Source organism: Stenotrophomonas sp. NLF4-10 (genome assembly GCF_022359915.1).
GTDB lineage: Bacteria > Pseudomonadota > Gammaproteobacteria > Xanthomonadales > Xanthomonadaceae > Stenotrophomonas > Stenotrophomonas daejeonensis.
Genome location: NZ_JAKSEE010000003.1, coordinates 1,684,847 through 1,704,025, shown reverse-complemented (window position 1 = coordinate 1,704,025; position 19,179 = coordinate 1,684,847). Strand labels below are relative to the sequence as shown.

Annotated in this window: 12 protein-coding genes; 5 read left to right on the top strand and 7 right to left on the bottom strand. The window is 71.2% G+C overall.

The window, feature by feature from the left end:
* Nucleotides 1-20: 20 nt before the first annotated feature.
* Together MIC98_RS08065 and MIC98_RS08060 are read left to right on the top strand one after the other, a co-directional pair.
* Entirely contained in the window at nt 21-896 is an 876-nt protein-coding gene (locus MIC98_RS08065) for a PhzF family phenazine biosynthesis protein (protein ID WP_239736775.1), read from the top strand.
* Nucleotides 897-938: 42 nt separating this feature from the next.
* Entirely contained in the window at nt 939-1,730 is a 792-nt protein-coding gene (locus tag MIC98_RS08060; RefSeq protein WP_239736774.1) for a hypothetical protein, read from the top strand.
* A gap of 79 nt (nt 1,731-1,809) precedes the next feature.
* Here MIC98_RS08060 and tsaB read toward each other — a convergent pair whose 3' ends face one another.
* From tsaB to mrcB, 4 genes are all read right to left on the bottom strand, one after another.
* Nucleotides 1,810-2,514 (bottom strand): tRNA (adenosine(37)-N6)-threonylcarbamoyltransferase complex dimerization subunit type 1 TsaB, encoded by a 705-nt coding sequence (tsaB, locus tag MIC98_RS08055; protein WP_239736773.1) that lies wholly within the window; start codon nt 2,512-2,514, stop codon nt 1,810-1,812.
* A gap of 130 nt (nt 2,515-2,644) precedes the next feature.
* Nucleotides 2,645-4,663, bottom strand: coding sequence for an ATP-dependent DNA helicase (locus MIC98_RS08050; protein ID WP_239736772.1), 2,019 nt, complete (start codon nt 4,661-4,663; stop codon nt 2,645-2,647).
* Between the two features lie 120 nt (nt 4,664-4,783).
* Complete coding sequence (locus tag MIC98_RS08045) at nt 4,784-5,311, bottom strand: hypothetical protein (RefSeq protein ID WP_239736771.1); 528 nt, start codon at nt 5,309-5,311, stop codon at nt 4,784-4,786.
* 7 nt (nt 5,312-5,318) lie between these two features.
* A complete protein-coding gene (mrcB, locus tag MIC98_RS08040) occupies nt 5,319-7,724 on the bottom strand; it encodes a penicillin-binding protein 1B (protein ID WP_239736770.1) in 2,406 nt (801 codons plus the stop codon).
* A gap of 96 nt (nt 7,725-7,820) precedes the next feature.
* On the opposite strand from mrcB, the gene MIC98_RS08035 reads away from it, so the two are divergent.
* Nucleotides 7,821-9,920, top strand: coding sequence for a glycosyltransferase (locus MIC98_RS08035; protein WP_239736769.1), 2,100 nt, complete (start codon nt 7,821-7,823; stop codon nt 9,918-9,920).
* Here the strand turns inward: MIC98_RS08035 and MIC98_RS08030 are convergent.
* Nucleotides 9,917-11,431, bottom strand: coding sequence for a hypothetical protein (locus tag MIC98_RS08030; protein ID WP_239736768.1), 1,515 nt, complete (start codon nt 11,429-11,431; stop codon nt 9,917-9,919). The two genes, MIC98_RS08035 and MIC98_RS08030, sit on opposite strands and share 4 nt — an antisense overlap.
* Before the next feature lie 47 nt (nt 11,432-11,478).
* Nucleotides 11,479-13,650, bottom strand: coding sequence for a bifunctional (p)ppGpp synthetase/guanosine-3',5'-bis(diphosphate) 3'-pyrophosphohydrolase (locus MIC98_RS08025; protein ID WP_275584485.1), 2,172 nt, complete (start codon nt 13,648-13,650; stop codon nt 11,479-11,481).
* 57 nt (nt 13,651-13,707) lie between these two features.
* Between MIC98_RS08025 and MIC98_RS08020 the strand changes: the two genes are divergently transcribed.
* Both MIC98_RS08020 and MIC98_RS08015 read left to right on the top strand, forming a co-directional pair.
* Nucleotides 13,708-14,217 carry a hypothetical protein gene (locus MIC98_RS08020; protein WP_239736766.1) on the top strand — a complete coding sequence of 170 codons (510 nt, stop codon included), beginning with the start codon at nt 13,708-13,710 and terminating at the stop codon, nt 14,215-14,217.
* Nucleotides 14,214-14,726: a DUF4124 domain-containing protein gene (locus MIC98_RS08015; RefSeq protein ID WP_239736765.1), complete on the top strand. Its 513-nt coding sequence runs from the start codon at nt 14,214-14,216 to the stop codon at nt 14,724-14,726. The genes MIC98_RS08020 and MIC98_RS08015 overlap by 4 nt, the downstream gene beginning before the upstream one ends.
* Nucleotides 14,727-14,856: 130 nt before the next feature.
* Here the strand turns inward: MIC98_RS08015 and hrpA are convergent, their stop codons facing one another.
* Entirely contained in the window at nt 14,857-19,104 is a 4,248-nt protein-coding gene (gene hrpA / locus MIC98_RS08010) for an ATP-dependent RNA helicase HrpA (protein ID WP_239736764.1), read from the bottom strand.
* Nucleotides 19,105-19,179 lie beyond the last annotated feature (75 nt).

Genomic DNA, 19,179 nt, shown 5'->3' with positions numbered 1-19,179 from the left:
CGCACGCAACGGAAAATCCCATGACCACCCGCCGCTTCCTGCAACTGGACGTCTTCGCCCCGCGCCCCGGCACCGGCAATCCACTGGCCGTGGTGCTCGACGCCGAAGGCCTGGACGATGCCGCCATGCAGGCCATCGCCCGCTGGACCCGCCTGCCGGAAACCACCTTCGTCTTCGCCCCCACCGCGCCGGGCAGCAGCTACCGCATCCGCATGTTCGCGCCGCAGAAGGAAGTGCCGTTCGCCGGCCACCCCAGCGTCGGCAGCGCCCACGCGGCGCTCGAATGCGGGCTGGCCGCGCCGGTCGAGGGCCTGCTGGTGCAGGACGGCATCGCCGGGCAACTGCCGCTGCGCGTGGACGAACACGACGGCGTGCGCAGCATCGCCATCCGCACCCCGCGCGCCGCCGTGGCGGAAATCGTGGATGCCGATGACGCCCGCCTGCGCCCGGCCATCGCCAGCTGGGCGCTGGGCGCGCTGCCGCCGGTATTGATGGACGGCGGCCGCCGCTGGTGGCTGGTGGAACTGGCCGACGAGGCCGCGCTACGCACGCTGGCCCCGGACTGGGACGCCATCGCCACGCTGGCCGAGGCCACCGGCGCGATGGGCGTGTTCGCCCATGCCCGCGCCAGCGGCCAGCCTTACGATCTGGCCGTGCGCGCCTTCGTCGGCAACGGCCACCGCTTCGAGGACGCCGCCTCCGGCGCGGCCAATGCCGTGCTCGCCGCATGGCTGGACGAACGCAACGCCCTGCCCGGCAGCGGCAAGCGCTACACCGCCAGCCAGGGCCGCGAGGTCGGCCACGATGCGCTGCTGGAACTGCGCATCGACGAACAGGGCGAAGTGTGGTCCGGCGGGCAGGTGCAGACCGTCATCCGCGGAACCATCGACTGGTAGGCCGGTCACAACGGGACTCCGCATTGTCCCGCAAGGAATTCCATGCATCGCTGGTTCCTGTTGCTGCTCCTGTTCTGCACGCCCGCCTTCGCCGCACCACCCGGACCAGCGCCGCCGCAGCACATCCTGTTCGTCGGCAACAGCCTGACCTATGTCGGCAACCTGCCGGCCACGTTCGCCGCGATGGCCAATGCCAACGGGCATGCCGTCCACGCCGCGATGATCGTCGAAGGGGGGGCGACGCTCGACCAGCGCGTCGCCGATGGCTCCGTGCAACGGGCGCTGGCCGACTACAAGCCGGCGGTGCTCGTGCTGCAGGAACGCGGCGGCGACCTGCTGTGCATGCCTATGGAAGAGGCCTGCTTCCAGTCGGCCCAAGCGATACAGGCCCTCGCCCAAGCCGGCCGCACTGCCGGCGCCAGGGTGGTGCTGCTGGGCAGCTATCAGGCGCATCCACGCGCCTCGGCCGAACTGGTCGAGAAGGAAGCCGCCGCAGCGGAACAGGCCGGCATTGCCTACGTCGAGATTTCCGAGAGCCTGCGCCGGCTTTCCGGCGAAGCACCGGCGCTTGCGTGGTACCACGCCGATGGCATGCACCCCGGCCCGGCGCTGACCCTGCTGGATGCCATCCAGCTGCATCGCACGCTGTTCGGTGTGATTCCCGCGCAGGGCTTTGACGTTGCCGCGCCGATCTACACGACGAGCAGCGGGCTGCACGCCGAATTGCGCGAGGCCGATGCGGCGGCACCACGACCGGATACGCCGCAGGGCATCCACTACGACGGCACGATGCTCGGACAATTCAATTCGATGCTGGATTCCAGCGGCAAATAGCGTCGGGTAGATGCGGGGCTCGCCCCGCATGGGGCATTCCCGGGAAAGCCCGTGCCGGGCAAGCCCGGCACCTACGGGATCAGCGCGAGGCGCGCAGCGCCTGCTGCTCCACCAGCGTCAGCGCCACGTTGTCGCGCAGGTAGGCCGGCTGCACCAGTTCCGGGGCGATGCCTTCGCCGCGCATGAAAGCCGGCACCGCGATCTTCAGAACGTCCGCAGCGCGCGGCAACGCCTGCACGTCGAGGGACGAGAGGCGTGATTGCAGGCGAGTGGCAAGCAGGCCATCGGCGGCGGCGAAGCCGGTACCCACGCCGGCCCAGCGGCCGCCGTCGTCGGGCAGGTGCAGCACCTCCGGGGCGATCACCACCTCGCTGTCCTGCACCTGCATCAGGCCATCTGCGTCGCGCAGGCAGCGCGCGGCATAGACCTCGCCCATGCGCGCGTCGATGCAGGCCAACACCTGCGTTGCATCCTCCGGCGCCTGCATCGCCAGCGTCCGCAGGGTGGACACCGGCAGAAGCGGTCGGTCCAGCGCCAGGGCGATGCCCTGGGCGATGGCGATGGCCAGGCGCACGCCGGTGAACGCGCCGGGGCCGCGGCCGAGGGCGATGGCATCCAGCTGCGCGCGGGCGATGCCGGCCTCGGCCAGCAACGCTTCGGCCCACGGCAGCATCAGTTCGGCATGCCTTCGCGGCGCCACCTCGAAGCGTTCCAGCACCTGCCCATCGACGTACAGGGCGACGGAGCAGGCTTCGGTGGCGGTTTCGAGGGCGAGCAGGTTCATGGGGCGCAATGCAGGAATACAGGGCGCAAGGGTAGCACCCTGCTTGCGCTCCTCCCTTGTGGGAACAGGGGTAGGTCGGGGCTACGCCCCCGACGCCGATTGCCCGTATCGTCGGGGGCGTAGCCCCGACCTACCCCTCGCCCGTAGGAAGAGGTGCGTTGAAGAATTCGCACACATCGGCCAGTTCACGGGTGCGCCGGAACGGCGGCAGCGAGTCGAGGAACACGCGGCCGTAGCCGCGGCTGAGCAGGCGCGGATCGCACAGCACCAGCACGCCACGGTCGCTCTCGCTGCGGATCAGCCGGCCCACGCCCTGCTTCAGCGCGATCACCGCCTGCGGCAACTGCTCGTCGCGGAACGGATTGCCGCCGCTGCGGCGGATGGCGTCCAGCCTTGCCTCGTACACCGGGTCGTCCGGCGCGGCGAACGGCAGCTTGTCGATCACCACCACGCTCAGCGCGTCGCCGACCACATCCACGCCTTCGCGGAAGCTGGCCGAACCGAGCAGCACGCCATTGCCCGATTCGCGGAAGCGCTGCAGCAGGCTGGCGCGCGGCGCTTCGCCCTGCACGAACAGCGGCCACGGGCCACCACGCAGGGCCTCGGCCGCCTCGCGCAGCGCGCGGTGCGAGGCGAACAGCAGGAAGGCGCGACCCTGCGAGGCCTCCAACACCGGGCGCAGGGTGGAGATCAGCGCCGCGCCGAAGCCGCGCGATACCGGGTCGGGCAGGTTCTGCGGCAGGTAGCACAACGCCTGCCGCTGCCAGTCGAACGGGCTGGGCTGCACCAGCGTGTCCGGGTCGTCCAGCCCCAGCCGCGCGGCGAGGTGGCCGAAGCCGCCATCGACGGTGAGCGTGGCCGAGGTGAACACCCACGCCGCCTGCGAGCGCTGGCGGTGTTCGCGCAGCGGGCCTGACACGTCCAGCGGCGTGCGCTGGCAGCGGAAGCCGCGCGGGGTCAGTTCGTACCAGAGGACTTCAGGGAACGGGGAACCGGGCACGGGGAATGAAGCATCCGTGGACAACAACCACTCCGTTTCCTCCACTCCCTGTTCCCCGTTCCCCGTTCCCTGCCCTTCATCCAGCCAGCGCGCCAGCCGCGACGCGCCTTCGCGCGCCCGCGCATGGCAGGCATCCAGCCCCGGCGAGGCCTCGCGCACGCCGGCCAGCGCGTCGCGCAGCTGCATCAGCGCCGCCGACAGCGCGTCGAAGCCATCGGCCACCGCCGGCAGCGCCAATGCGCGCCATTGCGTGCCGCGCGGCGGCAGTTGCTCCATCGCCGCGCGCAGTTCGCGCAGGGCCAGTTCCAGCGTCGCTGCCGGCTGCTGCAACGCCGCCTGCGCGCCGGCCACGCTGCGGCATTCGCCCAGGCAATCGCGCGCCAGCTCCTGCCACGGGCGCATGCCGAAACCTTCGCCGAAGAAGTTGGCGGCCAGTTCCGGCAGTTGGTGGGCCTCGTCGATGACGAACGCCTGCGCGCCGGGCAGGATCTCGCCGAAGCCCTCCTGCTTGAGCGCCAGGTCGGCCAGCAGCAGGTGGTGGTTGACCACGACGAGGTCGGCCTCCTGCGCGCGCTGCCGCGCCTGCACCACGAAGCAGTCGCTCCAGAACGGGCAATCGCTGCCGAGGCAGTTGTCCACGGTCGACGTGACCATCGGCAACAGCGGCGAGTCGTCGGCCAGCCCGTCCAGTTCGGCGATGTCGCCGTAGCGGGTGCGCCCGCTCCAGGCGACGATGCGCTGGAATTGCGCGGCCTGCTCGAGGGAATGGAAGCGCGGTTCGCCGCGCGCCTGGTCCAGCCGGTAGCGGCACAGGTAGTTGGCCCGCCCCTTCAGCAGGGCGCTGCGCAGGCCGACGCCGAGCGCGGCGCGCACCCGCGGCAGGTCGCGGTGGTAGAGCTGGTCCTGCAACGCGCGGGTGCCGGTGCTGACGATGGTCTTCAGCCCGGACAGCAGCGCCGGCACCAGGTAGGCGAAGGTCTTGCCGGTGCCGGTGCCGGCCTCGGCCAGCAGCACGTCGCGCTGCTGCAGGGCGTCGGCGATCGCCTCGGCCAGCCGCAGCTGCGCCGGGCGCGGGGTGAAGGCATCGAGCTGCGCGGCGAGCGCGCCACCTTCGCTCAGGGCTTCACGGCTGGCGGCGGCTAGTTGCATGGGAAAACCGGGAACGGGGACGCGGGGAAACGGGAAGGAACGATCATCGGCGACCCCAGGGCCACGAGGCGAGCGATCGCTTCCATTCCCCGTTCCCTGTTCCCCATTCCCCGCCTTCGATCAATACCGGATGATCCCCGGCACGGTGCAGCCCTCGATCTGCGCATGTGCCGACACCGCGTTTTCCTTCTCGGCACGCGCCAGGTGTGCCTGCTCGATGGTGGCCCAATGGCGGCGGCACAGCGGTCCGGTGCGCGAGCCCAGCGCCACCGCCTTGCGCGCCAGCGTTTCCGCGCGCGGCCAGTCGCCCTGCAGCAGCGCGATTTCCGCGCGTTCCTGCAACACCGCCGGGTCGCCGTCCACCAGCAGCAATGCCTGGTTCAGCGCGTCGGCGGCACCGGCCAGGTCGCCGGCCTCGCGGTGGGCGTTGGCGGTTTCGCGCAGGTCGTCCACCTGCGGGTCGCGCAGCGGCTGCACCGACAGTTCCTTGTCGTCGGCACCGGCCGCGGCCTGTACCGCGGCCAGCCGCTGCGCGGGCGGGGTGGCGTCCACCGCCGACGAAGCGGGCGGTGCACTGGTGCAGGCGCTGAACAACAGGGAGACGGCCGTGGCGGCCAGGGCGAAGCGGATCGGGGAAAAGGCATTCATGCGGGCATTATCGCGCGGGCACGTCTGAAGGCGGGGTGGACGCCGGTTCCGGTTGCTTGCGGTCCAGCCCGAACCAACTGCGCCAGCCACCGCTCTGCCGTGCTTCCTCCTCCGGCGCGGCCGGCGGCGCGCATGGCGCATAGGCCGGCGCGAAACCGGCCACGAACGGGAAGCGGCGCGCGCCGGGACAGTCCGCATCGGTGCTGCCCACGCCTTCGGCGGCAACGTACTGCCAGTCCAGGCCCTTGTTGTTCACCCGCAGCGGCGCACTCGGCAGGCTGCGGAAGATGCCCGCCCACACCCGCATCGCGGCGGTGGCGCCGTACAGGCCGGCCTGCTCGTTCTGGTCGTTGCCCATCCAGATCACCGCCAGGTGGTCGCCGGTATAACCGGCGTACCAGCTGTCGCGGCCGTCGTTGGTGGTACCGGTCTTGCCGGCCGGCTGCAACCGGCCCAGGCCATCGGCATTGAGCCCCGCCGCGGTGCCGCTGGACACCACCTGCTGCAGCGCCACGCTGATCAGGTTGGCGGCGATCGAGTCGCCCTCCTGCGCCGGCGCCGGGTCCTTGTCGTAGCGCTTGAGCAGCTTGCCCTGCGCGTCGACCACGCCGCGCACCGCGTGCAATGGCTGGATTTCGCCGCCGGAGGCAAGGAACTGGTACAGCTGTGCCATGCCGTAGGGACTCTGGTCGGTCGAGCCGAGGATCACCGCCGGGTTGGCCTCGGCCTTGAGCCCGGCCAGCACGTGGATCAGCTGGGTCAGCCGCTCGGGCCCGACCTGCATGCCCACCCGCACCGTGGCCTGGTTGTAGGAACGGGCCAGCGCATCGACCAGCCGCACCGTGCCGTGGCTGCGGTTGTCGGCATTGCCCGGCGACCAGTTGCGGCCGCGGCCGAGCTTCACCGTGACCGGGGTGTCCTCGACCCACGACGCCAGCGACCAGCGGTCCGGCTGCGCCAGCGCCAGCAGGTAGACGAACGGCTTGAGCAGCGAGCCCACCGGGCGCTGCGCCTCGATGGCGCGGTTGAAGCCAGGCTCGGCGACGTCGCGGCTGCCGACCACGGCCAGCACGTCGCCGTTGTGCACGTCGGTCACCACCAGCCCGGCCTGCAGCTCGGGCCGGCGCTTGTTCTCCAGCGACTTGATGGTGCTGGCCACCGCGCCCTCGGCATAGGCCTGCGCCGACGGCGACATGCCGGTGAACACGTTCAGGCCGGCGCCCTGCAGCGCGCTTTCCGGGTAGTCGTGGCCAAGCTGGCGACGCACCAGGTCGATGTAGGCCGGGAAACGGTTGGCGGCCACCAGCCCCGGCACCTTCGGCACGCCCAGCGGCGCCTTCAGCGCGCGCTGGTATTCGGCGGCGTCGACCAGCCCGTTCTCGTGCAGCTTGCCCAGCACGAAGTTGCGCCGGTCCAGCGCGCGCTCGGGGTTGCGGCGCGGGTCGTAGTACGAGGGGCCCTTCACCAGCCCGATCAGCAACGCCACCTGCTCGGTGGTCAGCGAATCCAGGTCGCGCCCGAACCAGAACTCGGCGCCGGAGGCCACGCCGTGGATCGCCTGGCTGCCGCGCTGGCCGAGGTACACTTGGTTGAGGTAGGCCTCCAGGATCACCGGCTTGTCGTAGCGCGCCTCCATGATCAGCGCGTACAGCACCTCGTTGAACTTGCGGGTGACGGTCTGCTCCTTGCCGATGCCGAGCAGGCCGCTGCGCGCCAGCTGCTGAGTCAGCGTGCTCGCACCCTGGCGGACCTTGCCGCCGGAGCGCACCGTCACCCACACCGCGCGCGCGATGCCGCTCAGGTCGATGCCGTGGTGGCGGTTGAAATCCTTGTCTTCCACCGCCTGCAGGCCGGTGACCAGCAGTTCGGGCACTTCGGCGATGCGCACCAGCCGGCGCTCCTCCTGCTTCTGCCCGTACAGGGTGGCGATGCGCGCCGGGTCCAGCCGCGCCGTCTTCAGCGGCTTGCGCTCGGCGCCGTCGCGCAGCGAGGCCACCCGCCCGCCGGACACCGCCACTTCCACCTGCCGCGGCGCCACGCGGCCATCGACATCGACGTAGCCGCGGCTGGAGATGGTGAAGCGGCCCCCCTGCGCCAGGTAGGTGCCGGGACTCCTGCCGGTGCCGTCGTCGCGGTAGCCGGAAGCGGCCAGCTCGGTCTTCAGCGTGTCCACGTCCATCGCCACGCCCGGGGCCAGCACCAGCGGCCGTGCATAGACGCGGGTGGGAATCTGCCAGCGCAGCTGCCCGAAGCGCTGCGTCACCTGCGAGTTCAGGTAGACGGTATAGGGGATCAGGAAGCCCAGCCCGAGGGCCACGGCGGCCATGCCCCAGGTGATCGACCGGTTGCGCCAGAGCGCGCGGCGGTCGCTGGTGTCGTCGTCCAGTTCGTCGGAATCGTAGCGTCGCGGCACGGGGATGCGAGAATGTAGGTTCAGGCGAGTCTAACGCAGCCCCGCGCCCCGGCAGGGCCGCACGCCCTCCCCCGCTTAAGCTGGAGTTCCACCGGAATGTCGATGTCGCTGGCCGACGCGCGCTACCACCTCGACCGCGTCACCGGCCTGATCCGCCGCAGCCTGTCCAGCCTGCACACCCGCGGCTGGCGCGCCACCCTGCACCGGATCGGCGTGCACCTGCGACGGCAGCCGCCGCCGCGCCGTGAACCGCTGTTCGTCCCGGCCGCCACCCCGTTCGCGCCTTTTGCCGTGCCTGCCAGCGAGCGGCCGCAGGCCAGCATCGTCATCCCGGTCTACAACCAGTGCCGGCACACGCTGGCCTGCCTGCGCGCGCTGGCGGCCTACCCGCCGGCGGCGGCCTGCGAGGTCCTGGTGATCGACGACGGCAGCAGCGACGAAACCGCACAATGGCTGCCGCAGGTCGAGGGCCTGCGCTACCACGTGCGGGAGCAAAACGGCGGCTTCATCGCCGCCTGCAACGACGGCCTGCGACTGGCACGCGGCGACTACGTGGTGCTGCTGAACAACGACACGGTGCCGCAGCCGGGCTGGCTGGACGCGCTGCTGGACACCTTCGCAAGCGTGCCCGACGCCGGGCTGGTCGGCGCGCAGCTGCTGTACCCGGACGGGCGCCTGCAGGAATCGGGCGGCGTGGTGTTCGCCGACGGCAGCTGCTGGAGCTACGGCCGCTTCGAATCGGCCGAGGACCCGCGCTACGCCAGCCTGCGCGACGCCGACTACTGTTCCGGCGCGGCGCTGGCGATCCCGCGCGCGCTGTTCGCCGGACTGGGCGGCTTCGACACGCGCTACGCGCCGGCCTATTACGAGGATACCGACCTGGCGTTCCAGGTTCGCGCCAGCGGCCGCCGGGTGCTGGTGCAGCCGGCCAGCCGCGTGGTGCACGACGAGGGCACCAGCAACGGCACCGACACCAACAGCGGCGTCAAGGCCTGGCAGGTCCGCAACCGGCAGGTGTTCGCGGACAAGTGGCGCGACGCGCTGGCGCGGCAACTGCCGGTGGGCAGCGTGCCCACGCCCGCGCGGCTGCATCGCGGCCAGCGGCAGGTCCTGATCGTCGACGAGGTGGTGCCGCAGCCCGACCGCGATTCGGCCTCGCTGCGCCAGTTCAACCTGATCCGCATGCTGCTGGCCGGCGGCGCGCACGTGGTGTTCCTGCCCACCCGTGGCCTGCATGGCGGCGCGGCCAGCGAAGCCCTGCAGGCGCTGGGCGTGGAGGTATGGCATGCGCCGTTCCTCGGCGGCGTGGGCCGTTGGCTGCGCACGCACGGCCACCGTTTCCACGTAGCGATGCTGGTGCGCCACCACGTCGCCCGCGAATGCCTGCCGCTGCTGCGCCGGCATGCGCAGCAGGCGCGCATCGTGTTCGACACGGTGGACCTGCATTACCTGCGCGAACGTCGTGGCGCCGAACTGGCTGGCGACCCGCGCCTGCTGCGCGCCGCCGAGCGCACCCGCGCCAGCGAACTGGCGGTGATGGCGGCCACCGACGTCACCCTGCTGGTCAGCGCCGCAGAAAAGAAGCAGCTTGCGGTTGACGCGCCACGGGTCGAGGTGGAGCTACTGTCCAACCTGCACGAAGTGGCCGGCCACGGCCGCGACTGGGCGCAACGGCACGACCTGGTGTTCGTCGGCGGCTTCCGCCACCCGCCGAACCTCGATGCGATGCAGTGGTTCATCGGCGAGGTGTTCCCGCTGGTCCGCGCACGGCTGCCGGACATCCGCTTCCACTGCATCGGCGCCGACGTACCCGACGGGTTGCAGGCACTGGCGGCCACCCGACCGGGCGTGCAGGTGCACGGCTACGTGCCGGACGTGGTGCCGTGGATGGAGGGCTGCCGCATCGCGGTGGCGCCGCTGCGTTTCGGCGCCGGGGTGAAGGGCAAGGTCAACCTGAGCATGGCCCACGGCCAGCCGGTGGTAGCCACCGCCTGCGCGGTGGAGGGCATGTACCTGCGCGACGGGCAGGACGTGCTGGTCGCCGACGATGCCGAGGCGTTCGCCGATGCGGTGGTGCGGCTGCACGATGACGAAGCCTTGTGGCGGCAGCTGTCCGGCAACGGCCTGCACAACATCGCCCGGCACTTCTCGATGGACGCCGCGCGCGACACCGTGGCGCGGGTGTTCCTGAGCTAGCGCCCCGCGCTGCGCAGGCGTTCGGCGAAGGCCGGCAACTCCGGCGTCGCCGGGTCCAGTCCGCGCGCCTGTTCCAGCGCCCTTGCCGCGAACCCGACATCGCCCGCCCCCAGCCGCTCGCTGCCGACCGCAAGCCAGCGCTGGGCAAGGCGGCGGCGCGCGGCGGGCAGGCCGTCGTCCCCCGCGGCCAGGGCCTGCCACGCATCCAGGCAGGCGCGTGCGGCCTGCAGGCGGTTGCCGCGCAGGTTCTCGTCCAGGCATCCGCGCGCGGCCGGCAGCAGCCGGGCACCGGCCTGCCTGATCCGCGCATCGTCCGGCGCCAGCGCCTGCGCCGCCTTGAAATGGTCGTAGGCGCTGGCGCCGGGCGGCAGCAGCCATTGCCCCCGCGCTTCGGCCGCCGCCATCCGCGCCAACAGGGCCTTGACCCGGCGTTCGCGCTCGGCCGGGGCCAGCGCCGGGTCCATCGCCCGCGCCGCCGTGCGCGCGCGCTGCAGGGCCAGCCCGGCCGCGACGACTTCGGGACTCTCCGGCGCCAGTTCGCGTGCCCGCGCCAACGCCCGTTCGGCCGCGTCGAAATGGAAATCACCGGCCAGCCGGCCCGCCTCGCGCGCCTGCGCCTGCCCGACCCGCTGCAGGCCCTGCCGTGCAGCGGGGTCCTCGCCCACCGCCAGCAGTTGCCCGAAGCCTTCGGCCGCCTTGTCCAGCTGCCCCTGCGCAAGGTCGCGCTCGGCCCGGCGGCGGCGCTGCTCCAGCGCGGCATTCAACGCCGAACGTGCGGCCGGCAGTTCGGAATGGCCGGCGTCGTAATGTTCCACCCGTCGCAGGTGCTGCGCGGCCTGTTGCAGGCGGCCGCGCGCGGCATCGTCGGTGGCCGCGGCCAGCAGTTCGGACAACGCGGCGTCGCGCCCTTCCAGCGCGCGCATCTGGTCCGGCTGCAGCGCCAGCACCTGCTGGTACAGCGGCAGGGCGCTGTCCGGCCCGTCGTCCAGATGGCCCTGCGCCTGCGCCTGGTCCGCGCGCTGCAGCAACTGCAGGAAGCCGCCACGGCCCTGCACGCCGGCCTGCAACTGCGCGGCGATGGCGTCGATGTCGGTGCGCGGCATCTGCAGGTCGCGCGCCAGCGCCAGTGCTTTGCGTGCCGCTTCGGTCTCACCTGCCGCCAGCTGCCGGCGCGCCCGCGCCAGCGCCGCATGGCCGGTGGCGACCAGCGCGTCGCGCACGTCGCGGCGGTCGGGGTCGAGCGCGGCGGCGGCCTCGAAACGCTCGCGCGCGCCGCTGCCGTCGGCCGCGCTCAGGCGCCCTTCGCGCAGGGCCTGCCGGCCGTCGTCCAGCAGTTGCTGGATACGCGGCTCCGGCCAGAAACGCTCGGCCAGCGGCTGCCGGAACAACGCCAGCAGCAGCGCCAGCCCGGCCACGCCGATGGCGATCGCCCGCCATGCGCGCGGGCTGTTCCAGCCGCGCGCCACCCACCAGCGCGCATACAGGCGCAGGCGTTCGGCAAGCTTTTTCATCCGCGTCCGTTGCATCGTCCTGCATCCGTCCCGGCGGCCTGCGCCCGTCAGCCCATGCGCCGGGCCTCGTCCACGCCGGGCAATGCGTCCATCTTGCCCAGCAGCGTGGAGAGCTGGCCGTAGTCGTTGACCTTCAGCCGCAGGCGCAGTTGCACGCGGCCGCTGTCGCGCAGGGTGTCGCTGTTGATGTTGAGCACGTAGGCGTCCTCCTGCGCGATCAGGTTGGTGATGTCCTTCAGCAGCCAGCGCCGGTCCACCGCGCGGACCATCACGTCCACCTCGTAGCCGGAGCCGGCGCGGCCCCACTCCACCGGCAGCACGCGCTCGGGATGGGCGGCCGACAGCCGCGCCAGCGCGGCGCAATCGCTGCGGTGCACGGTGACGCCACGGGTGCGGGTGAGGTAGCCGGCGATCGGCTCGCCGGACACCGGCCGGCAGCAGCGCGCCAGCTGCACCAGCAGGTTGCCCACGCCCTGCACGGTGAAATCGGACTTGCCGATGCCGTCGCGGCGCGCGGTCGGGCGCGGCAGCGGCGGCGTGGCCGGCGCCGGCTGGTTCTTCTCCTTCTCCGCCTCCAGCAGCGCGCGGCTGACCTGGCTGGGGCCGGTGTCGCCGAGCGCGACCTGGATGTACAGGTCGTCGACGCTGTCGGCGTGGAAGCGCTTGGCCGCCACCATCAGGTCGGCCTGTTGCAGGCCCAGTCGCTTGAGCTCGCGGTCGAGCAGCTCGCGCCCGGCCTGCACGTTGCGCGCGCGGTCGAGCTTGTGGAACCAGGTGCGCACCTTCTCGCGCGAGCGGCTGCTGGCGAGGAAGCCATTGGCCGGCAGCAGCCAGTCGCGGCGCGGGTCGGCCTCCTTGGCGGTGAGGATTTCCACGCGGTCGCCGCTGCGCAGGCGGTAGGCCAGCGGCACGATGCGGCCATTGACCTTCGCCCCGCGGCAGCGGTGCCCGACCATCGTGTGCACGTGGTAGGCGAAGTCCAGCGGCGTGGCGCCGGCCGGCAGGTCCATCACCTCGCCCTTGGGGCTGAGCGCGTAGACGCGGTCCTCGATCAGTTCGGCATCCAGCGCGCCGGCCAGGTCCTCGGGGCCGGTCGCGTCCTGCGCCTGCTCCAGCAGCTGCCGCATCCAGGTGATCTTGCGGTCGAACGACTTCTCCGCGCCCTTGCCGCCCTCCTTGTACTTCCAGTGCGCGGCCACGCCCAGCTCGGCCTGCGCGTGCATCTCGAAGGTACGGATCTGCACTTCCACGGTGCGCCCTTCGGGGCCGATCACCGCGGTGTGCAGCGAGCGGTAGTCGTTGGCCTTGGGGCGGGCGATGTAGTCGTCGAACTCGCTGGGGATCGGCGTCCACAGGGCATGCACGATGCCCAGCGCGGCGTAGCAGGCGGCGACGTCGTCCACCATCACCCGCACCGCGCGCAGGTCGTAGAGCTGCTCGAAGGCCAGCTGCTTCTTCTGCATCTTCCGCCAGATGCTGTAGATGTGCTTGGGCCGGCCGCTGACCTCGGCACGGATGCCATGCGTGGCCAGCGCCGCCGACAGCTTGCGCTTGACCGCCTCGACGTAGCGTTCGCGGGCGACGCGGGTCTCGTCCACCTCGCGGGCGATGTGGCGGTAGGTGTCCGCGTCGAGGAAGCGGAACGCGAGGTCCTCCAGCTCCCACTTCAACTGCCAGATGCCCAGCCGGTTGGCCAGCGGTGCATGGATGTCGCGGGTCAGCTGCGCCAGCGCGCGGCGCTGCTCCTCCGGCAGCCGGTCGGCCGCGCGCATGCAGGCCAGCTGCCGCGCCAGCAGGATCGGCACCACCCGCAGGTCGTGGACGATGGACAGCAGCAGCCGGCGCAGGCCCTCGCTGTTGCGCCCGGCCTCGCGCCCGGCGTGCAGCGCCCACACCTGGTCGGCGGCGTCCTGCCCGTCCAGCAGGCCGCGCACCGCGGTGGCGGCAGTGCCCAGCGGCAACTCCGGCAGGCGCGCGCGCAGCCCCGGCAGGTCGAACAGCAGGGCGGCCACCACCACCGCCTCGTCGGCGGACAGCAGCGCCAGCGAATCCAGGGTGTCGGCCAGTACCGGCCACGGCAGCCGCGGCGGCGCATCGGCATCAGGCGGTTGCCAGGCATCCAGCAGGGCCTGCCGCACTGGCCCGGACAACGCGCCGCAGGAGGGACGTTGCAGCAGGGCATCCAGGCCGGAAAGGGAAGAGCGTGTCACGGCAATCAATCGCGGGCGGTTACCCCTACACTAGCGCCCAACCCTCACCGGGAACAATCGTCCATGATGACCGCACGCCTGTCGTTTCCGTTCGCCGCCCTGCTCCTGCTCGCCCTGGTTTCCGACGCCCACGCGCAGCGCGTGGTGGAAGGCGACCTGCAACGGCAGATGACCGCCGGGGAATTCAAGGCCGCCGGGCTGGACAAGCTGAGCCCGGAGGAACTGGCCGCGCTCAACGCCTGGCTGCAGGGCAAGGTGCAGCAGGCCACCGCCAGCGCGGTCGAACAGGCGCGCGAGGAAGGCCGGCAGGAAGTGATCATCAAGAACCGCGGCTTCTTCGACTTCGGTTCCAGCGAACCGATCGAGGCGGCGCTGGTCGGCGAATTCACCGGCTTCGGCAAGGGCCGCCAGTACACGCTGGACAACGGCCAGCTGTGGGAACAGACCGACGATGCGCGGGTGGCCGGCGTGCGCAGGCAGGCACCGAAGGTGAAGATCACGCCGGGGCTGATGGGCGTGTGGTACCTGCAGGTCGAGGGCCTCAATACCCGCGCCAAGGTCCGCCGCAGCAAATGAACCGGCGCCTCCCGATCCTCGCGTTCGCCATGCTGATGCTGCTGCCGGGCCTGGCCGCGGCGCAGGTGTACAAGTGCAAGGGCAAGTCCGGGGAGACCGTGTATTCGGAGTTCCCCTGCGACGCCAGTGCGCAGCCGATGAAGCTGCGCGACGATCCCGTCGCCGCCGCGGCGGCGCCGGTGGCGGACGGCACCGGAACGCCCGCACCCCAGGAAAGCAATGTCTCCGCCCCCACCACTGGTGAGGTCGACCGCAGTGCCGAACGCGAGTGCGTCGCCAATGCCACCGCCTCCATCTACGGCCCGTCCAACGACCGCGTGGCTGCGCACCAGCAGCAGATGGCGATGCTCAACGAGCAGTTGGCAGGCGCCGACGCGCAGCGCAGCCAGGCATTGCGCGCCCGCATGGCCACGCTGCGACAGGCCATCACCCGCGAGCACGCCAACGCGAACACCCTGGTCAACGCGGCGCGGCGGCGCTGCATCGAGCAATACCGCACGACACCGTAGGCACGGGGCGAGCCCGCCACCGTGTCATTTGGCGTAGACGCGGGGCTTGCCCCGCATGGGGGCTTTCCCGGCGAATCCCTCTGCTGGGCAAGCCCGGCAGCTACGGTTCCCGCGCACCCGGAGGGAGCGATCAACCGCGCAGTGCCACCACCCGTTGCGCCAGCTTCTTCGGCGAGACGCCAGCGCGGAAACCCAGTTCCTGCGCGAACAGCGACACCCGCAGTTCCTCGATGTCCCAGCGCAGCGCCGACCACTCCGGCCGCGCCGCCCTGCCCTGCACCTGTGCCTCAGCCAATGCATCGACGAAAGGCTTGAGCTCCAGCATCCGTGCCTGGTCGCGCGGCGGGTCGCGCTTGGCACGTTCGCTGCGCAGGATCATCGCCTTCAGGTAGCGTGGGAACTGCGCCAGTGCGTCGGCCGGGGTTTGCCTCAGGAAACCGGCGTGGACCAGACCGGCCAGCTGCCGCTCCATGTCGTCGAGGTTGCCCCGCGCCCAGCCCATCAGTGGCGCTTCCAGCAGCGGCCTCAGTTCGCCGACCAGACCAAGGATGGTCTCGGCCAGCTTCAACCGCGCCATCGCTTCGCCGAACAACTGCTTTGCCGCGTCGGCACGGCGCTGCTCGAAAGCTTCAGGGGTACGGATGTCGCCCAGCCCGTCGGCCAGTACCGCGTTCATCGCCGCGTCCACCAGATCGCCGCGCAGCCTTTCCTGCGACTCGATCGCCGCATACAGAAGGCCGGTCTTGGGCGACACCGGCAGTTGCTTGCGCGCCTGCTTGAGCTTGTCGGCCAGCGCGATTTCCAGCAGGCGGCGCACGCCTTGCGGGTGCGCAAGCAATGCTTCGTTGCGGTCGGCAAAGATGCGCAGCGCGGCAGCCTCGCCGGTATCCACCAGCGCCGGGAACGCGGGCACGCCGGCTTCGCCCGGCACCTGTTCGGGAATGGCATTGGCCGGGAATTCGCGCAGGCCCTCGGCCGCCAGCGCCTTGCCCGCGCGCGCGGCGAAGGCATGGCCGGCGCGTTCGCCGAAGCGGGTGCGCAGGGCGTCGAGGTCGCGCGAGATGGCCAATACTTTCGGCGTTTCATCGCGCAAAGCCCCCCCTCCCAACCTCCCCCTGTCCGCTGCACGGCCAAGGGGAGGAGCTTCTGCCCCCTCCCTTTTGCCGGAGGCGAAGGGGAGGGTTGGCGAGGGGTGCTTTGCGCGGGAAGGGGAAAGTTCCAGCAGCCGCAAATTCATCCGCAGATGCGGCTCCAGCGCGGCCTCGTCGAAATCGGTGGCCGCCACCTGCGCGCCGGTGGCCTTGCTCAAAAACCGCGCCAGTTCGCCGCGGATGTCGTCGGCCGAGGGCTGCGGGAACGCCTCGAAGAAAGCGCGGCCGAAATCCGGCGCCGGCACGTAGTTGCGGCGCATCGCCTTGGGCAGGCTGCGGATCAGCGCCGCGGCCTTGTCGGCGACGAAGCCCGGCGCCAGCCACGACAGCCGCGCCGGGTCGAGCGCGCCCAGCAGGTGCAGCGGCACGTCCAGGGTCACGCCGTCGTCCTCGGCGCCCGGCTCGAAGCGGTAATGCAGCGCCAGCCGCGCGTCGCCCAGCGCGAGGTATTTCGGGTAGCGCTCCTGCTCGCTGCCCTCGCCCGGCAGCAGGTCGGCCAGCGACCAGTGCAGCGCGCGGCGCTTGTCGGCCGGCAGTTCCTTCCACCACGCATCCAGCCGGCTGGCCGAGTGGATCTCGGCCGGTACCCGGTCCAGGTACCAGCGCGCCTGCCAGTCCTCGTCGGCGACGATGCCGGCGCGGCGCAGCTTGGCTTCCTCCTCGCGTGCCTGTTCCAGCACCTTCTGGTTGTCGGCGACGAAGCCGGCGCGGGTGTTGATCTCGCCGGTCACCAGCGCCTGGCGCACGAAGATGTCGTGCGCCTCGCCGGGGTTGATGCGGCCGTAGTGCACCGGCTTGCGCGGCGCCAGCACCAGCCCGAACAGGCTGATCTGCTCGGCCGCCAGCACCTGCCCCTGCGCGCGCGACCAGTGCGGGTCGAAGTGCTTGCGCGCCAAAAGGTGCGGCAGTTCGGCGATCGCCCAGTCCGGCTCGATCGCGGCATTGGTCAGGCCCCACACCCGCTGGGTATCGAGCAGGGTCGCGCTGAGCACCCACGGCGGCGGTTTCTTCGCCAGCGCCGAACCGGGGAACAGGTGGAAACGGCGCTGCCGCGGCGCCTGGAAGTCGCCTTTCTCGGTGCGGTGGCCGATCTGCGTCGGCAGGCCGGCGAGGATCGCGCGGTGCAGCGCCTGATAGGCGGCGGCGCGTGCTTTTTCCGGCACGCCGGGGGAGAAAACGGGGTCAGGTTCACTTTCTCCACGTTTTTTCACCGACTGGCTGGATGTTTGAGAGGAAAGTGAACCTGACCCCGTTTTTCCCTCTCGCGCCAGTCGCGCCGCCTTGTGCAGTTCGCCGCGCGTGGCCTTGCGCCTGGCTTCGCCATCGCCGCCGGCCGGCAATGCCGCGGGCGCCGACAACAATGCCTTGGCGAACGTGCCGTCGCCGGCACTGTCCCAACCCAGCTCCTCGCACAGCAGCCGCAGCTGCCGGTGCAGTTCGCGCCATTCGCGCATGCGCAGGAAGCCGAGGAAATGGCGGCCGCACCAGTCGCGCAGCTTCGATTGGGTCAGGTCTTCATGGGCAATTCGGTAACCCTCCCAGAGGCGCAGGATGCCGATGAATTCCGAGCGCGGGTCGGCGAAGGTCGCATGCGCGTTGTCGGCGGCCTCGCGCGCTTCCGGCGGCCGTTCGCGCGGGTCCTGGATGCCGAGGAAGGAAGCGATCACCAGCATCTCGTGCAGGCAGACGCCCTTCTGCGCGGCCACCAGCATCCGCGCCAGCTTCACGTCCACCGGCAACCGCGCCATCTGCCGGCCGATGGCGGTGAGCTTGCGCTCGCCGTCGATCGCGCCGAGTTCGGCCAGTTGCTGCCAGCCGTCGGCCACCGCACGTTCGTCCGGTGGTTCGAGGAACGGGAAATCCTCGATTTTCCCCAAGCCCAGCTGCAGCATGCGCAGGATCACCCCGGCCAGCGAGGAGCGGCGGATTTCCGGATCGGTGAACTCCGGGCGTGACTGGAAATCGGCCTCGGCGTACAGCCGGTAGCACACGCCCTCGGCGATGCGCCCGCAGCGGCCCTTGCGCTGGTTGGCGCTGGCCTGCGACACCGGTTCGATGTGCAGCCGATCGAGTTTTTGCCGCGGGCTGTAGCGCTTGACCCGCGCATGGCCGGGATCGACCACGTAGCGGATGCGCGGCACCGTCAGCGAGGTTTCGGCGACGTTGGTGGTCAGCACGATGCGCCGCTTCGGGCCGGGGTTGAACACCCGGTCCTGGTCCCTGGCCGACAAGCGCGCGTACAGCGGCAATACCTCGGTTTCGCGATACTTGCGCCGCTCCAGCGACTGGTGCGCGTCGCGGATCTCGCGCTCGCCGGGCAGGAACACCAGCACGTCGCCGCGTGGGTCCGTGCGGGTGATTTCGTCGATGGCCGCAACGATGGCGTCGTTGACGCTGCGCTCGCCGCCTTCCACGCCGTCCTCGCCGCTGCCGCCCTCCAGCGGCCGGTAGCGCACTTCCACCGGCCAGGTGCGGCCCTCGACACCGACCACCGGGGCATCGTCGAAATGGCGCGAGAAGCGCTCGGTGTCGATGGTCGCAGAGGTGACGATCAGCTTCAGGTCCGGGCGCCTGCGCAGCAGCTGCTTGAGGTAGCCGAGCAGGAAGTCGATGTTGAGGCTGCGCTCGTGCGCCTCGTCGATGATCAGCGTGTCATAGCGCGACAGCCAGCGGTCGCTGGCGATCTCGGCCAGCAGGATGCCGTCGGTCATGAACTTGACCCGGCTGTCCTCGCCCACCTTGTCGGTGAAGCGCACCTGGTAGCCGACCACCGTGCCCAGTTCGGCCCCCAGTTCCTCGGCCACGCGCGTGGCCACCGCGCGCGCGGCGATGCGGCGCGGCTGGGTGCAGCCGATCATGCCGGCCTCGCCACGGCCGGCGGCCAGGCACAGCTTCGGCAGCTGCGTGGTCTTGCCCGAGCCGGTTTCGCCGGCGATCACCACCACCTGGTACGCGCGGATCAGCGCGGTGATGCGCTCGGCTTCACGCGCGATTGGCAGCGCCTCGTCCAGAGTGACGGCGATCGGGCGCGCGGCGCGCTGCCGGCGCTGGGCGCGTGACTGCTCCAGCAACTGGTTGAATGCCGCCTCGGCGGTGGCGTCGGCCGGCTTGCCCTGCCAGCGCGACCACAACCCGAGCAGCCGCCCGCGGTCGCGGCTCATCGCCCCGTCTATCGCCCCACGGGCATGGCGCAGGCGCGCGGCGGTGTACTTTTCGATAGCACTCATCAATCGTTCAACGTGGAAACTTGAAATACCGGTAGGGTCCCGATATCGGTATTGTGAAGCCATTCAACCCGCCAA

Excerpts from the sequence above, each read along its gene's own strand:
- MIC98_RS08065 (WP_239736775.1), top strand. The coding sequence starts at position 21 with ATGACCACCCGCCGCTTCCTGCAACTGGACGTCTTCGCCCCGCGCCCC.
- MIC98_RS08060 (WP_239736774.1), top strand. The coding sequence starts at position 939 with ATGCATCGCTGGTTCCTGTTGCTGCTCCTGTTCTGCACGCCCGCCTTC.
- tsaB (WP_239736773.1), bottom strand. The coding sequence starts at position 2,514 with ATGAACCTGCTCGCCCTCGAAACCGCCACCGAAGCCTGCTCCGTCGCC.
- MIC98_RS08050 (WP_239736772.1), bottom strand. The coding sequence starts at position 4,663 with ATGCAACTAGCCGCCGCCAGCCGTGAAGCCCTGAGCGAAGGTGGCGCG.
- MIC98_RS08045 (WP_239736771.1), bottom strand. The coding sequence starts at position 5,311 with ATGAATGCCTTTTCCCCGATCCGCTTCGCCCTGGCCGCCACGGCCGTC.
- MIC98_RS08035 (WP_239736769.1), top strand. The coding sequence starts at position 7,821 with ATGTCGATGTCGCTGGCCGACGCGCGCTACCACCTCGACCGCGTCACC.
- MIC98_RS08030 (WP_239736768.1), bottom strand. The coding sequence starts at position 11,431 with ATGAAAAAGCTTGCCGAACGCCTGCGCCTGTATGCGCGCTGGTGGGTG.
- MIC98_RS08020 (WP_239736766.1), top strand. The coding sequence starts at position 13,708 with ATGACCGCACGCCTGTCGTTTCCGTTCGCCGCCCTGCTCCTGCTCGCC.
- MIC98_RS08015 (WP_239736765.1), top strand. The coding sequence starts at position 14,214 with ATGAACCGGCGCCTCCCGATCCTCGCGTTCGCCATGCTGATGCTGCTG.
- hrpA (WP_239736764.1), bottom strand. The coding sequence starts at position 19,104 with ATGAGTGCTATCGAAAAGTACACCGCCGCGCGCCTGCGCCATGCCCGT.